At 66.4% G+C, this 17,018-nt stretch carries 4 protein-coding genes; all 4 read left to right on the plus strand.

The window, feature by feature from the left end; translation table 11 throughout:
• Window positions 1-20 precede the first annotated feature (20 nt).
• Window positions 21-8,249: a non-ribosomal peptide synthetase gene (locus VM95_RS10275; protein WP_052707260.1), complete on the plus strand. Its 8,229-nt coding sequence runs from the start codon at window positions 21-23 to the stop codon at window positions 8,247-8,249.
• Window positions 8,246-15,454: an amino acid adenylation domain-containing protein gene (locus tag VM95_RS10280; protein ID WP_045694382.1), complete on the plus strand. Its 7,209-nt coding sequence runs from the start codon at window positions 8,246-8,248 to the stop codon at window positions 15,452-15,454. Before VM95_RS10275 ends, VM95_RS10280 begins: the two co-directional genes overlap by 4 nt.
• Window positions 15,451-16,173: an aspartate/glutamate racemase family protein gene (locus VM95_RS10285; RefSeq protein ID WP_045694384.1), complete on the plus strand. Its 723-nt coding sequence runs from the start codon at window positions 15,451-15,453 to the stop codon at window positions 16,171-16,173. The genes VM95_RS10280 and VM95_RS10285 overlap by 4 nt, the downstream gene beginning before the upstream one ends.
• Window positions 16,174-16,270: 97 nt before the next feature.
• On the plus strand, window positions 16,271-16,999 hold the full coding sequence (locus tag VM95_RS10290) for an aspartyl/asparaginyl beta-hydroxylase domain-containing protein (RefSeq protein ID WP_052707261.1): 729 nt from the start codon (window positions 16,271-16,273) through the stop codon (window positions 16,997-16,999).
• Window positions 17,000-17,018 lie beyond the last annotated feature (19 nt).

The raw sequence follows: 17,018 nt of genomic DNA on the forward strand, positions 1-17,018 counted from the left end.
GGAAGGATGGAGGGCTGGGCATGACGAGCAATGTCTTCCTGCACCGGATGATCGAGAAACAGGCGAAGCGAAACCCGAACAGCATCGCCATATGCGCGGCCGGCGAAGAGCTCTCCTATAGGCGCCTCAACGCTCGGGCGAACCAGCTGGCACGGGAGATGATGGCTCGTGGTGTTGGGCCTGAACGGAAGGTGGCAATCGCCCTGCCACGCTCCGTGGACTACGTGGTGACGATACTCGCCGTACTCAAGGCCGGCGGCGCGTATGTACCGGTGGATCCCGAGCATCCGGCCGAGCGTCTGCGGTTCATGCTGAAGGATGCTGCACCCACGCTCGTCGTCAGCACCACCTCGGTGGCCCCCAGTCTGCCGTCGTCGGACGTCGCATACCTGCTACTCGACGATCTGCGTACGGCGGAGAACCTCGCCGGGTTCGCCCTGGTTGACGTCGCTGACGAGGAACGGCACTCAACGCTGTCCCTTCAGAATGCTGCGTACGTCATGTATACCTCCGGCTCCACCGGCCGCCCGAAGGGCGTCATGATCGAGCACTCCGCGCTGGCCTGCTATGCGGCACGCGCACGCGATGAGTACGGCGACGACGCAGAACAGTCGCTCGTGCTCTCGCCAATGACCTTCGATCTGACCCTCACAGCACTGTGCGCGTCTCTACTCAGCGGTGGCTGTGTACACCTCATGGACACGCAGGACCCTGCCTCACCCACTCGGCGACCGACCTTCCTGAAAGTGACGCCAAGTCAGTTCATCTATCTGACAAGCCTGTCCAAGGAGACAGCCCCCTCCCGTAAGCTCATTCTCGCTGGGGAGCCGCTGACGGGCAGTGCCATCGACGCATGGCGCGCCGATCACCCGGACGTCACCGTCATCAATGCCTACGGTCCGACTGAGGTCACGGTCAACTGCCTGGAATACGTGCTGCCTCCGGGAACGGCCACCCCCAAGGGTCGGGTCCCGATAGGAACCGCGTTCCGCTACTTCCAGGTCCATGTCCTCGACTCTTCGCTGTCCCCCGTCGCGCCGGGCGGGGACGGAGAGCTCTACGTCGCCGGCGAGGCACTCGCTCGCGGCTATTTGGGCCGGTCCAGGCTCACCGCGGAGCGATTCGTTGCGAACCCCTTCGGCTCGGCCGGAACACGCATGTACCGTACGGGCGACTATGTGCGGATCACCCCGGACGGCCTGCTCGAGCACTTAGGGCGAGTAGACGACCAAGTCAAGGTACGGGGCTTCCGGGTGGAGCTTGGCGAGATCGAAGCAGCACTGGCCCGGCACCCCGGCGTCGCCCAGGCAGCCGTGGTGCTCAGGGAGGACACGGTCGGCAACCCCCGGCTCGTCGCCTATGCGGTGACCCGGCCGGGCCATGACCTGCAGCCGGGTGACCTTCGAGTGTTCCTCGCGGCCGACCTGCCAGAATACATGGTCCCGTCGACCTGCTTGCTGCTCCCCGACATGCCACTGACAACGAACGGAAAGATCAACCGTAGCGCGCTCCCTGCGCCTGGCCCCCTCGCTCCGGGTGCGAGGCGTTCCCCTCACGACGGCCGGGAAGAGCTGCTGTGCAATCTGGTCGCCCAGGTCCTGGGAACCGAGCGAGTGAGTATCGACGACGACTTCTTCGAACTCGGCGGCAACTCCTTGCTGGTGGTGCGGCTGATCAGTCGCATCCGCGTCGCGCTGAAGGTGGAACTCAGTCCGCGGGCGCTCTTCTCGGCACGGACAGTCGCGGGGCTGGCCCGGGTCATCGATGCAGCCGACGGAGCACGCCCACCACTGGAGAGACGAGCACGTCCTGCCGTCCTGCCGCTGTCCTTCGCCCAGCAGCGGCTCTGGTTCGCGAACACCGTCGAGAACCTCCGGCTCTCCTACAACATCCCATTCGTTCTCCGGCTGACGGGGGAACTCGACGTGTCGGCGCTGAGGGCAGCGCTGGAAGACGTGGTCGGGCGCCACGAAAGCCTGCGCACCGTGTTTTCCGAGGTGGATGGGGCACCCTGCCAGATCGTGCTCGACCCGGCGCAGTCAATTGGCGAACTGACGGTGAAGGCTGTCGCCCCCGGTCGACTGGAGGAGGAAATCAGCGCGGTCATGGAGCACTGCTTCGATCTGGGAGCGGAGCCACCTGTCGCCGTCAGGCTCTTCGGAGTCGAGCCGAACCACCATGTGCTGGTGCTCGTCCTGCACCACATAGCCACCGACGAGTGGTCCCGTGAGCCCCTGTTCAGGGATCTGAGCTCGGCCTATACGGCCCGGTGTTTGGGGCAACCGCCGATGTGGTCCGACTTGCCGGCGCAATACGCCGACTACACGCTGTGGCAACGTGACCTGCTGGGATCATCCGCCGATCCGTCCAGCATGGTGTCACGTCAGCTGGAGTACTGGGAAGAGAACTTGACCGGCGTCCCAACAGAGCTGGCTCTCCCCGTGGACCGCCCTCGTCCCTTGGTGCCGAGCCGCAATGGAGGTGTCGTACATCTTCGGGTGGGCACCGAGGTCCATCGGAAGATGGTGCGGCTCGCCCAGTCCTCCGGAACCACAGTGTTCATGGTGCTGCATTCGACCCTGGCGGCACTGCTTCACCGACTGGGCGCCGGAACGGATATCCCGATCGGTACTGCGGTTGCCGGGCGCGCGGACGAGGCCCTCGACGATCTTATCGGCTTCTTCGTGAACACGCTCGTGCTTCGCACGGATGTCTCTCAGGACCCCACATTCCGCGAGCTGCTGGCCCGCGTGCGCGAAGTGGATCTCGAGGCGTACGCGAACCAGGACGTGCCATTCGAACAGTTGGTTGAGCGCATGCGTCCAGAGCGCTCCCTCTCCCGGCACCCGCTCTTCCAGGTCATGCTCATCCTGCAGAACCTCGACGGAAGCGAACTGAGACTGCCTGGCCTGTCCGTCATTGAGACACCGCCGAACCCTGCGCGCGGCGCGTTCGACCTCACCTTCGAGTTCACCGAGCACCTGGGACCCGGCGGTGAAGCAGCTGGTCTAAGCGCCGTCGTCGAGCACAGCCGCGATCTGTTCGACGATGCTACCGTCGAGGGATTCGCCCAGTACTTCCTGCGGATTCTCGATCACGCCGTGGAGGCTCCGGACGAGCGCGTCTCGGGACTCGACCTGCTTTCACCAGACGAGCGGCGCATGATGCTGAGCCGGTGGAACGACACTGCGATCCCCGTACCGTCGTCCACGATGCCGGAGCTCTTCGAGCGAAGCGTCGCGAAACACGCCGATGCAGTGGCCCTAGTGTCCCAGAATACGGCGTTGACCTACGCGGAGGTCAACGCCCGTGCCAATCGTCTGGCCAGGGTCCTGCTTGAACATGGTGTGCGCCCGGAGGACAAGGTCGCACTGGTGCTCCCCCCTTCGGTGGAGCTCGTGACGTCGGCTCTCGCGGTGCTGAAGGCGGGTGCCGCGTATGTTCCCATGGACCTCAGCTATCCAGCCGACCGGCTGACCTTCATGCTTGCGGACGCGGGCCCCAAGTGCGCGATCACGTTGGCTGACTTGATGGGGACAGTGCCCGCTGAGCTGCCCGTCCTCGTGCTCGACACGCCGCACTTCATGGCAACGACGGGGTCCAAGTCCAGCGCAAACGTCACGGATTCCGAGCGCGGTTCGCCCCTGCTGGTCTCCCACCCCGCCTACGTGATCTACACATCGGGTTCCACCGGCCGGCCCAAGGGTGTTGTGATTGAGCACGGTGCGCTGACTAACTATCTGCTGTGGAGTCTGTCTGCTTATCCGTCTCTCGCCGGACAAGCCCTGTTGCATACGTCTCCGGCGTTCGACCTTGCGGTGACATCACTTTACGGGCCGCTGTGCGCGGGCGGACGCATTGTCATTGCGTCCTTGGACGAGGAGGTTGAGGCGGCTGGTGAGGTGACCTTCCTCAAGGGCACGCCCAGCCATATCCCGCTGTTGCGCGGGTTACCGCAGTATCTCGCCCGGGGCGGTGAGTTGGTCGTCGGCGGTGAACAGCTCACCGGTGAGATGATTACCCCGTGGCTGGCAGACCATTCCAGGACGGAAGTGGTCAATGAGTACGGTCCGACGGAGGCCACTGTCGGGTGTCTCGAGTTCCGTATAGCGAGGGACGAGGGTGCCCCGGCCGGAGTCGTGCCGATTGGCCGGCCGCTGTGGAACACCCGGGTGTATGTGCTGAATGAGTATCTGCAGCCAGTGCCAGTGGGTGTTCCGGGTGAGATATATGTCGCGGGTGTCCAGCTGGCGCGGGGGTATCTGAAGCGTCCGGGTCTGACGGCGGAGCGGTTCGTGGCGTGCCCGTTCGGGGCTGCAGGTGAACGGATGTACCGCACGGGTGACCTCGGCCGTTGGCGTGCGGACGGCGAACTGGTGTTTCTGGGGCGCACCAACAACCAGGTGAAGATACGCGGCTTCCGTGTCGAACCGGGTGAAATCGAAGTGGTGCTGGCGGATCACCCGGATGTGCAGCACGTGACTGTGCGAGCGCACGAGTTCCAGCCGGGTGACAAGCGTCTTGTAGCCTACGTCGTGCCGGCGGCGGGACGGCGTGACGAAGCAGCACTGCGTGACCACGCCCGTGTCATTCTCCCCGACTACATGGTTCCGGCCATGGTGGTCTACCTGGATCAGCTGCCGCTGACCGCGAACGGAAAGGTGGACCACAAGGCGCTGCCGACTCCCGACTTCTCGCCGCGCTCTTCGGGACGGCCGCCGCGCACCGTCCTGGAAGGAGATCTCTGCCTCCTGTTCGCCGAGGTCCTCGGCGTGGAGCAGGTAACCATCGATGACAGCTTCTTCGAGCTTGGTGGGCATTCACTCCTGGCCATCAGGCTGATCAGCCGCATCCGATCGTCGTTCCAAGCGGAGATCGGCGTGCAGGCTCTGTTCGCCACCCCCACGGTTGCCGGTCTGAGTCAGATCTTGCACCAGGGGCGGCAGGCACGGCCAGCGTTGGAACCGCGATCGCGTCCCGAGGCGCTCCCGCTGTCCTTTGCGCAGCAGCGGCTGTGGTTTTTGAACAGGCTGGAGACACAGCGGGCGGCGTACAACACGCCCTTCGTCTGGCACCTATCGGGGTCGCTGGAAATCGAGGTCCTACAGCAGGCTTTGGAGGATGTCGTCGGCCGGCACGAGAGCCTGCGCACGGTGTTTCCCGAACGTGACGGCGAACCGCATCAGATCGTACTCCCCCCGCCGGCGAGCCTGCTGACGGTCACCACCGTCGCTGCGGGCGGTGCAGCAGCAACGGTGGCCGAGCTGAGCAGTCAGGAATTTGACCTGACCGTCGACATCCCCGTCCGGGCGCACCTGCTTTCCAGCAGCACAGCTACACACACGCTGGTTCTCGTCATCCATCACATCGCGGGCGACGGGTGGTCCCAGGGCCCGCTGTTCCGGGATCTGCGCACCGCCTACGAAGCCCGCCGATCCGGCCAGCCTCCGCAGTGGTCCAGCCTCCCGGTGCAGTACGCCGACTTCACCCTGTGGCAGCGCGAGCTGCTGGGCTCGGAGTCCGATCCGGAGAGTCTGCTTTCCCTTCAGCGAGCGTATTGGACGACGGCACTCGAAGGCATCCCCGAGGAGCTCAACCTCCCGCTGGACCGCCCACGTCCCGCCCTGGCGAGCTACACCGGCGGCGCGGTGCACTTCCGACTCACCGACGAACTCCACCGCAGCGTCCACGATCTGGCCCGCGCATCGGACACCACGGTGTTCATGGTGCTGCAGGCGGCGTTGGCCGCCCTGCTGCACCGGCTGGGCGCAGGCACGGACATCCCCCTGGGATCGGCCGTCGCGGGGCGCATGGACGATGCTCTCGACGACCTCGTCGGGTTCTTCATCAACACCGTCGTGTTGCGCACGGATGTGTCTGGCGACCCCAGCTTCCGGGAACTGCTGAGCCGTGTTCGATCGGTGGACCTGGAGGCATACGACCACCAGGAGCTGCCCTTCGAACGGCTGGTGGAAGAACTGAAGCCGTCACGCTCGCTCGCGCGGCATCCGCTGTTCCAGATCATGCTGATCCTGCACAACACCGATGACGCCCGACTGGAGCTACCGGAGCTGCAGGTCACCGAGGCCCCCGCCGACCGCGTGTATGCCAAGTTCGACCTGGCTTTCGAGTTCGCCGAGGCTTCTGGTGAGGACGGCAGACCGGCCGGCGTGTCCGGTCTGATCGAGTACAGCTGCGATCTCTTCGACCGGGCCACCGTTCAGCGTTTCGCGGACTACTTCGTGCGACTGCTCGGCCACGCCGTTGGCGAGCCGGACGCTGCCGTCTCAGGGCTCCGGCTGCTCACTGCCGAGGAACGACACGAGCAGCTCCACCGCTGGAACGACACCGCCGTTAAGGAGGAGACGGACGGCTCCTGTCTGCATCAATTGTTCGAGGAGCAGGCGCGGCGCACACCCGGGGCCACCGCCGTGACCGATGGCTCGCGTTCCCTGACGTATGCCGAGCTGGACGGCCTGGCCAACCGGCTTGCTCACCGGCTGCGCGACCACGGGGTGGGCCCCGATGTGCCGGTGGGCATGTGGGCGGACCGTTCGGTCGAACTTGTGGTGGGACTTCTCGCCGTACTCAAGGCCGGCGGCGCCTACCTCCCACTGGATCCCGATGTGCCCAGCGGACGTGCTGTCCAGATCCTTGCGGATGCGGCAGCGCCGGTGTGCCTGACCACGGCCGCCCACGGTGAGCGGCTTCCCGGGACGTGCCCGGCCACGCCGGTGCCCCTCGACATCAGTGCCGTTACGTCCTATCCACAGACGCCGCCCAGCGCTCCGGTTTTGCCAGGGCACGTGGTGTCCCTCTACTACACGTCCGGCTCCACCGGTAATCCCAAGGGGGTCGCCAGCACGCACGCTGGCTGGGTCAGCCGGATGCGATGGATGCAGCGGCAGCACCAGCTGAAGCCCGGCGAGTCCGTGCTGCACAAGACCGTGCTCAGCTTCGACGACTCCGCGGTGGAGATCTTCTGGCCGCTGATGGTCGGCGGCACTGTCGCCCTACTCGGCCCCGGACTTCACCGTGACCCGCACGCGATTGCGCGGGCGATCGTCGAGCACCAGGTCGCCGTTGTGCAGTTCGTCCCGAGCATCCTCGCCCTCTTCCTGGAGGACCTACCACCACACGCGGCTGACGCAATGGGAGCTCTGCGGCACGTGATATCCAGCGGGGAGGCACTTCCTCCCGACCTCGTCGCGCTGTTCTACGAACGGATGAGGAACGCAGGCTGCGCACTGCACAACCAGTGGGGGCTCACGGAGGTCTCCATCGACTCCACCATCCACACGTGCACTGCCGACGACGTCGGCCGACCTGAGATCCCCGTCGGGCTGCCGATCGACAACCATCAGGTCTACGTGCTGGACGACCGGCTGGAACCGGCACCCGTGGGCACACCGGGGGAGCTCTACCTCGCCGGCCGAGGCCTGGCACGGTGCTACTGGGCCGATCCGCGGAAGACCGCCGAGGCTTTTGTCGCCAGCCCCTTCTCTCCCGGAGAACGTCTCTACCGCACCGGCGACAAAGGTCTGCGCCGCCCAGACGGCACGCTCCTGTTCCTGGGGCGCACGGACCACCAGGTGAAGATCCGTGGCATTCGGATCGAGCCGAGAGAGATCGAGCAGACGCTCCGGCTGCACCCACTGGTGTCCCGTGCGGTGGTGGTGAAGTGGGCCCCTTCTCCGGACGATCAGCGTCTGGCTGCATACGTGGTGCCGACCGAGACCGATCAGCCACCGTCCGCCCGGGAACTGTGGGAGTTCGCCTCCGAACGGCTGCCGTCGGCCATGACCCCCAGCTCCTTCACCCTCCTCGACGACATTCCCATGACAGCCAGCGGCAAGGTCGATAGGAAAGCCCTGCCCGACCCGGGCGACAGTGGGCTGCCCGCAGACAGCACTCCACCGAGCAGCGAGGCCGAGCACCTGATCGCGGACATCTGGTCGGCAGTGCTCGGCATACCCCGGCGTCTCGGCGTGTTCGATGATTTCTTCGCCCTGGGCGGCCATTCCTTGCTCGCCATGCGCGTCATCTCACGTCTGCGCAGGGCCTTGGACTTCGAATTCCCGGTGGGCCTGCTCTTCGAACACCGCACCATCCGCGGTCTGGCAGAAGCCGTTGAGGACGCGCTGCTAGCGGACTTGGCCAGGTCCGGTGCCGCACAACCCGGCCAGGATGTCTCGCAGCCCGAACCGCGGCCGTACCGATCAAGCGACCCGAAGGGGGAACCAGCATGACCGCGGGCGCAGACAGGGTCTCCGACGAGCGGCGTGCCCGAATCGCCGAGCGCATCCGCGCCGCCCGGGTCCGGTCTCGCGACGGAGCCTCGGACACAGTGCCGCGCCGCCCCCTGGCCCAGGGCGAACCGGTCGCCTCGTCCGCCCAGGAGCGCCTGTGGCTGCTGGACCGCCTGCTGGACGACCGTTCCCTGTACGTCATCCCCGTGATCTTGCGGATTGACGGAATCTTCGACGCGGAGCTGTTCCAGCAAGCCGCGACCAAGGTGGTCGAGCGCCACCAGGTACTTCGTACCGTGTTCGTAGAGCGCGATGGGCTCCCGGTGCCCGTGGTGAGCGAGGTGACCGAGGTACCCCTTCGGATGACCGACGTCAGCAAGGTGTCGGCCGCCGAGCGTGAAGGGCAGGTCAAGGACGCCGTCAGCGCCTCCGTTCAGGAACCGTTCGATCTGAGCAGGGCCCCGATGATCCGCATCGATGTGATTCGGCAGTCCGCACAGGAACACCTCCTGGTGCTCGGCATCCACCACATCGCCGCGGACGGTTGGTCGCTGCCGCTGCTGTGGGCCGAGATCGCCCAGGTGTACGAGGCCCTCCGACTGGGCGAGCGGCCCGCCTTCGCCGAGACCACCCTGCAATACAGCGACTTCGCACACTGGCAGCGAGAGCAGCTGGTGGGCGACGGCATGGAACGTCAGATGGGTTACTGGCGCAAACAGCTGGAGAACCTGAGGCCCCTGCACCTCCCCACCGACCGTCGCCGTCCCCGTCACTGGTCCGGACGCGGCGACGCCGTCTCCTTCACCGTCCCCGCCGCCATCACCAGCGAACTGACCGAGATCGGTCACAGCCGGGGAGCCACCCTGTTCGTCACCCTACTCGCCGCCTTCCAGGCACTCCTGGCCCGTCACGCGGGACATGAAGACATCACCGTGGGCACTCCGGTCGTCGGGCGGACCCACGCTGAGCTGGAATCCTTGATCGGACTCCTGGCAAACACCCTGGTGCTGCGCACCGACGTGTCGGGAGACCCCACGTTCGAAGAGCTCGTCGAGCGAACACGTAAGACTGTGGTAGCCGCCTACTCCCACCAAGACGTGCCCTTCGAGAAGCTGGTGGAGGACCTGCGCCCGGAGCGCAGCCTCAGCCAGAACCCGCTCTTCCAGGTCATGTTCCAGCTAAACGTCGAACAACAGGACTACCAGCTCCCGAACGCCACGGTCACCTCGGTGGTACCCGACACCCACTCCTCCAAGTTCGACCTCACCTTCGCCCTGTCCGAGCAGGCAGACGCCCTGTCCGGGCAGGCGATCTTCGCCACCGACCTGTTCAACCGCGAAACGGTGGAGCACCTGGTCGAGCACTACCAGCGCCTGCTGCTCAGCGTCGCGTCCGGGCCGAGCCGCCGGCTGTCCGAGCTGGACATACTCGGCCCTCAGGAAGAGTACGCAGCACCGTCGCAGTGTGGTGAGCGGAAACAACTTCCGCCCGTGGAACAGTGCTTGCACCACCTCATCCTGGACCAGGCCGAAGCGACCCCGGATGCCCCGGCGGTCCGCTGCGGCAACCGGACGCTGTCCTACCGGGAACTGGCGGATCGCTCGGCACGGCTGGCCGCCTGGTTGCGGCGACGCGGTCTGCGCACCGGCCACATTGTCGGCGTGCACCTGGAGCGCTCCACCGACCTGGTGGTCACCCTGCTGGCCGTCATGCGAGCAGGGGGCGCCTACGTCCCCATCGATCCGTCGCTTCCCCGACAGCGAGTGAACTCCCTGCTGTCAAACTGCGCCATCCGCCAGCTCGTCAGTAGGGGCACCCTCCTGGGCGAGACCCCCGTGCCGGCCCATGTCGACGTTGTTGACCTCGACCGCGATGCCGCAGTCATCGCCGAGGCCGCATCCGACGCCCTGCCGACGGGCACGCCGGAACAGCTCGCCTACGTGATCTACACCTCGGGCTCCACGGGGCACCCCAAGGGGGTCATGGTGCCCCACCGCGGTGTCGTGAACTTCGCCCAGGACATGAAGGAACGGCTGAGCCTGGGCCCCCACGACGTCGTCGGCGCGCTCACCACCGTGTCTTTCGACATCTCCGTCCTGGAGCTGCTGGTCCCACTCACTGTGGGAAGCACAGTGCACGTTCTGGCCCGCGAGGTCGCTCAGGACGGGCAGCTGCTCACGGAGGTCGTCGAGTCGGCTGGGATCACCGTACTGCAAGCCACTCCCACGGGGTGGTCGGTCCTCATCGAGACCGGATGGACCGGCGGCGACGTGCGGGTCCTGTGCGGGGGAGAAACGCTGCCCGAGCCGCTGGCCGCCAGCCTCCGGCGCCGGGTGAGTGTGCTGTGGAACGTCTACGGACCGACCGAGACGAGCATCTGGTCGACCGCACAAGAGCTGACCGGTCACGGCGGTGCGTCCATGCCGGGGTCTACGGCCCCGGTCTCCATCGGCAGGCCCCTCAGCCGCACCAGTGTCTACGTCCTGGACAGCAGGATGCGGCCGGTCCCGGTCGGTACAACCGGCGAACTGTATCTCGCCGGTTCCGGCGTCGCCCACGGTTACCTGGGCCGGCCAGCGCTGACAGCCGAGCGCTTCGTTTCCGATCCTTTTGGTGAGCCCGGCACACGCATGTACCGCACCGGAGACCTCGTACGCCGGCTCATGGAAGACCGGCTCGAGTTCGTCGGACGCAACGACGAGCAGGTGAAGGTCGGTGGTCACCGGATCGAGCTCCAGGAGATCGAGAGCTGCCTGCGCACGCATCCCGACGTGGCCCAGGCAGCGGTGCGCACCCACGGCTCAGGCACCGGTCGGCGCCTGGTGGGCTATACGGTTCCGCGCAACGGGATCGACCCCGGCCAACAGGCGCTCCGCGACCACGCCTCCCAGAGCCTACCCGCCTACATGGTCCCCACCGGTTGGGTGTCGCTCGACCGCCTGCCGCTCACCCCGAGTGGCAAGATCGACCGATCCGCACTCACCCAGCAGCCCGCGCCGATGACTCCGAGCATCAACGGGAAACCCGGGACCGAGCGAGAAGAGCGCATCGCGGCGGTATGGGCGGCAGTGCTCGGGCTGGAACGGATCGACGTCAACGACAACTTCTTCACCCTCGGCGGGGACTCCCGGCGCGCCGCTCAGAGTGTGGCGCGCTTGCGCGCCGAGCTCGACCTGGAGATCACGGTGCGCTCGCTGTTCGAGGCTCCCACGGTCGCCGAGTTCGCGGCGGCGCTCGGGAACGCCGAACGCGCCGCAATCATCCCGCGTCGGCCGGGAGGAGCCCCAGCTCCCGCGTCGTACACTCAGCGCCGCATGTGGTTCCTCGAGCAGCTCCGGGCGGGCGGATGCGCGTACAACGTCGCTCCGGTGCTGAGACTCCACGGGTGGCTGGACGAAGGGGCACTGCGTGCGGCGCTGGAGGACGTCGTAGCCAGGCATGACATTCTGCGTACCCGCTTCGGGTACGCAGACGGCGCCCTCCAGCAGATCGTGGACGAGTCGCCCACTCCCTGGCTGGCCACCATGGACCTCACCAGCTCCACAGACCCGGTGACGGACTCGGCTTCCTGGGCAGCCGAGTTAGCCCGCCAACCTTTCGACCTCACCGAAGGACCACTCCTACGCGCACGGCTCCTGCGGCTTCGTCCTCAGGAGCACGTCCTGGCACTCGCGCTGCATCACAGCGTCGTCGACGGTTCGTCCCTGCCCGTCCTGTTCCGTGACCTCAGCGGGTTCTACCGTGCCAGGCTCGGGCACAGCGGCACCGAACCGCCCCGGCTCACCAGGCAGTTCGGCGACTTCGCCCACTGGGAACTGAACCACGAAGCACCAGTGGAGGACGACCTCGCCTTCTGGAAGGAACGGCTGCACAGCATCGCGCCGACCGAACTACCCACCGATCTCCCCCGGCCGGCGGAGTTCACGGGCCGGGGTCGGACCCTCGAGTTCGCCATCCCCCACGATGTTGCGGAACAGGTGCGGGAGGTGTCCAAGCGGCAGGGCACCACGGTCTACGTCACGCTCATGGCCGCCTTCATGACGGTGGTCTCCCGGCTCTCCGGGCGCCCGGACATCGTGCTCGGCTCCCCCATGGCAGGCCAGGGCCGCCTGTACCCCGAACTGGAGAACGTCATCGGCCCCTTCGTCGACACTGTGGTGCTGCGGGGCCGTGTCACGGACGGGCTGAGGTTCGTGGATCTGCTGAGCCAGGTACGGCATGAAGTCGTCGAGGCGGAGGCACACCACAGCGTGCCCTTCGACCGGCTCGTGGAGGAACTACGGCCCGAGCGGGAGCTGAGCCGACATCCGCTCTTCCAGATCATGTTCGCCCATGGCTCCGACGAGCTCGCGGACCTGCATCTGCCCGGCGTGCGGGTCGAACCCTTCCCCGTCCCGGAGGAGTCCGCAAAGTTCGACCTGAGCGTGGTGGTCGTAGAGTCGGCCCAGGGCATGACGGGGACAGTCACATATGCCACGGATCTTTACTGGCGTGAGTCGATGGCGCAACTCGTCCGTCTCTTCCTCGACTCCCTCACGGCAGCAGTCGCCGATCCTGAGTGCGACGTGGCGCGGCTGCCCGCGCCCGACGCGCACGACCTGGCGCGCCTGACCCCGACGCCCGCTACGGACGAGCGTCGTGCATACGACCTGGTCCGGGCCCAGGCGCGCAGGACCCCCGAGGCGACCGCCGTCACCTGTGGCTCCCGAAGCCTCAGCTACGCGCAGCTCGACGCCAGGGTCAACCGCCTGGCCAGGTGGCTGCTCGCCCACGGCGCAGGTCCACAACGCCCCGTGGCCATGCTCGCCAATCGTTCGGTGGACACAGTCGTGGCACTGCTGGCAGTCCTTGCGTCCGGAGCCCCGTGCGTACCGTTGGACAGCGGAGCACCCGTCGGCCGCAACGCCCTCGTGCTGCGCGAGAGCGCGGCGGAGATCCTGCTCACAGACGGCCGTCACGCCGCACTGCCCGATCTCCCCACATTTCGCAACACACTGCTGCTCGACGCGACGGGGGAAGAACTGCGGGACTACCCGGACGGCCCGGTGCGAACGACCCACCGGCCGGACGACGCTGCCTATATGACCTACACCTCTGGTTCCACCGGGACTCCGAAGGGCGTGGTAACAACCCACCGGGGAGTGGTCAACTATCTGGAATACCTGCGCACGTATCACGGGCTCGGGCCCGGCGACACGGTCATGCAGCTGGCGGCTCTGTCCTTCGACGCGTCCGTCCGGGACATCGTCGGTCCGCTGGTCTGCGGCTCCCACGTGGTGGTGTCCGAGGAGGCCGGCGTTCGGGATCCCCGCTCGATCCGAAAGGAGATGAGCCGCCGGGGCGTGAACGTGCTGCTGTCGGTCGTGCCTTCCTTGCTGACCGCGCTGAGTGCGGCGCAACCGGATGACGAGGCCGGGGACCTGGATGTACGCCTCGTGCTGACCAGTGGCGAGGCACTGACCTCAGGTCAGGTCCGCCGTGCTCGGACACTGGGCTCCGATGTCGTCGTCGTCAACCAGTACGGCCCGACCGAGTGCACCATGACGTCCACCTGGTATCGCATCGCAGCAGAGGAGCCGGTTGCCGGACCGTTGCCGATCGGCAGGCCGATCCGCGGGGCAGCTTGCCTGGTCCTCGACGCACAACTCCAGCCGCTGCCGACGGGAGCGGTCGGTGAGGTCTACCTGACGGGGGCAGGACTCGCGCGGGGATACCACGGATCCCCGGCGTTGACCGCCCAACGCTTCGTGGCCAACCCTCATGGACCTGCCGGCAGCCTAATGTTCCGCACCGGCGACCTGGCGAGATGGAACGCCCAGGGGCACTTGGTGTTCCACGGCAGAACCGACCGCCAGGTCAAGATTCGTGGCGTCCGAGTGGAGCCGAGCGAAGTGGAGGCCGCACTGTGCGCTGGGCCCGGCGTGAGGGATGCGGCGGTCGTCGCCAGAAGGGCCCCCGGCGACGAGACGGAACTGGTCGCCTATGTAGAGGCCGGCGGCACACCGGTGGATACCGGGGCATTGCGCAGCCGGCTCGGTGCGACGCTCCCTCCGCAACTGCAACCGTCGCAATACGTAGTGCTCGACGCGCTCCCCAGGACGCCGCACGGCAAAGTGGATCACGCTGCGCTGCCCGAACCGCGACGTGAACCGGTCGGCGAGCACGTGCTACCGCGGGACCGTCTGGAACTGCAACTGACGGGCATCTGGGAGGAGCTGTTGGACCGGAGTCCGATCGGCGTGCGGGAGGACTTCTTCCACATAGGTGGCCATTCCCTGAAAGCCGTAGAAATGATCCAGCGGGTCCACGCCCAGACAGGTATCGACGTCCCACTCAGCACGGTCTTCATCGCCAGAACCGTGGAACAATTGGCGGAGGAGCTGGCCAGAAGCGGGGCTCAGGCCGAACGCCTGCTCTTCAAGATGAACCGCAGCACTTCCTCCTCTCCGCCCCTGTTCCTGGTCCATCCCCAGTCCGGAGGAGTGTCTTCGTACGTCGCGCTGGTGCAGGAACTCGGCGAAGCCCGGCCTGTTTACGGCGTCGAAGCGGTGGGCTACAACAGCGACGCCGCCCCGCTCACCGGAATCCCCGAGATGGCTCGCCGCTACCTCGATGCAATCACCGAGGTCCGGCCGCACGGCCCCTATCTGCTGGCGGGCTGGTCCTTCGGCGGGAATGTGGCTCACGAGATGGCCGCGCAGCTCGAGGCGGCGGGCGAGCGGGTGTCCTTTCTCGGAGTCATCGACGCGCGGGCATTCGGCGAGGACAGCATCGATGGCTGGTACGCAGAGGCCGACGAGTTGGACAGGGTCGGCATTCTGCACGGCATTGACACCGACGCGCTGCGCGGTGAGGGGGGCGCGGAGGAGACGAAGGAGCGGCTGAGCCATCTGTTGCTGTCGGAGCACCGCGTCGCACGGCACGCCGACGCGCGCGCCATTCGGCGCATGGTGGACGTCTTCACCACCAACGGCAGGATCGCGGACGACTATCGGACCACACGCCGGGTTGAGACCGACATCTATCTGTTCCGCACTGCGGACCTGCACCCCACTCTGCCGAACCCCCAGGTGCGGACGCGGAGTTGGGCTAAACGCACCAAGAGTGCAGTGCACACGGTCACCGTGCCGGGCAACCACCACGACGTGATGGAAGCGCCGCACGTACAGATCCTGGCCCAGCTTCTTCTGGAGGTACTCGCATGACCGGCGCCATCGGAGTGGTGGGCGGGGTCGGCCCGCTTGCGGCTGCCCACTTCTATCAGAGGCTGTTGCAGCTGAGCGGGGCCGACCGGGACGAGGACTATCCCACCGTCATCCTCATCGCGGACCGGGTACCGAGCCGGATCGCCCACCTGGCCGGAAGGGGGCCTAGCCCGCTCCCCGTTCTCGTGGAGGTGGCCCGTCGGCTGGTTGCGGCCGGCGCGGAGAGCATCGCGATCCCGTCCGCGACGACCCACGCCTATCGGGAAGAGATCGCCGCAGCCGGGGGCGTGCCCGTCTTCAACCTGCTCGAGGAGACAGGGCGACGGTTACGCGAGCGGCAGTACCGCCACCCCCTCGTCCTGGCCACGGAATCGACAGTCAGGCTCGGCCTGTATGAGCCGCATCTGGAGGACGGTATCCGCGCACATTATCCGTCCGCCTCGGAGCAACACGAGGTGAACGGATTCATCGAGGCGGTCAAACGCGGAACTGATCTCGAGGTCTATCGACGAAAGTTCGCGCAGTGGATCAATGAGATCGCACCGCGTTCCGGTGCGGACTCAGTAGTGCTCGGCTGCACCGAGCTACCCGTGATCAATCCGAGCGGCACTTCACACCTGCCGACCGTGGACACCACGGACGTGCTGGCCGAGGCGGTATTGCGGGCACAGTGGCACCGTAAGGCAATGAAGCAGTGCCAGCATCACCTCCAATCCTAGTAAATAAATCTCTCTAAAGGTACGCATAGTTATTTCACGAGTCGACCGAGGACGCTCCAAGCCACCTAGGGCCACCGTCTTACGGGAAGGGAGTTCGATGAACGAAGAGCAGCGCGCCAAGGATGTGGACGCGCTCATGCAATGGTCCGACGACACCGGTATCAACCGATCCGCACTGGAGCGGATCTTCGACGGCCTGGAGGGCGCCGGTGACCGCGGTGCCCCGTTGCAGGGTCCGGCGTTCCTGTGTCCCGGCCTGGAGGCGCGGCCGTGGCACGACCCCGACCACTTTCCGTGGGTGAAGGTGTTAGAGCGGAACTACCCGGATATCCGGCGTGAACTGCTCGAACAGTCCGGCGCCATGTCAGCACACCCGGAATCCGGGACGCTGGCGGCGAGCGGTCAGTGGACGACGTACCGCTTCTTCAATCTGGGGCGGCGCTACGAGGAGAACCACGCCCAGTGCTCGGCCACGTCTCAGACTCTTCAGCAGGTGCCGGGCATCGCATCGGCCGGCATGGCGTACTTCTCCCGGATGGCGCCGGGCACCGACGTCAAGCCGCACTGCGGCTTCACAAATACGCGCATTCGCGCGCACCTCGGCCTGGTCATACCACCGAACTGCGCTATGCGGGTGGGCGCAGAAACCCGAAGCTGGGAGGAGGGCAAGGTCGTGGTCTTCGACGATTCCTTCGAGCATGCCGTACGCAACGACGCGGACAGCTGGCGCTCCGTACTCCTGCTCGACACCTGGCATCCGGAGCTGAGTCAGCATGAATGCCGTGCTCTCAGCTTCCTTATGACGCTGTGGAGGTCGTTCCTCTGATGAGCAGGGGACGGAGGGG

The sequence above is a fragment of the Streptomyces rubellomurinus genome (assembly GCF_000961885.1).
GTDB classification, from domain to species: Bacteria; Actinomycetota; Actinomycetes; order Streptomycetales; family Streptomycetaceae; genus Kitasatospora; species Kitasatospora rubellomurina.

Excerpts from the sequence above, each read along its gene's own strand:
- VM95_RS10275 (WP_052707260.1), top strand. The coding sequence starts at position 21 with ATGACGAGCAATGTCTTCCTGCACCGGATGATCGAGAAACAGGCGAAG.
- VM95_RS10280 (WP_045694382.1), top strand. The coding sequence starts at position 8,246 with ATGACCGCGGGCGCAGACAGGGTCTCCGACGAGCGGCGTGCCCGAATC.
- VM95_RS10285 (WP_045694384.1), top strand. The coding sequence starts at position 15,451 with ATGACCGGCGCCATCGGAGTGGTGGGCGGGGTCGGCCCGCTTGCGGCT.
- VM95_RS10290 (WP_052707261.1), top strand. The coding sequence starts at position 16,271 with ATGAACGAAGAGCAGCGCGCCAAGGATGTGGACGCGCTCATGCAATGG.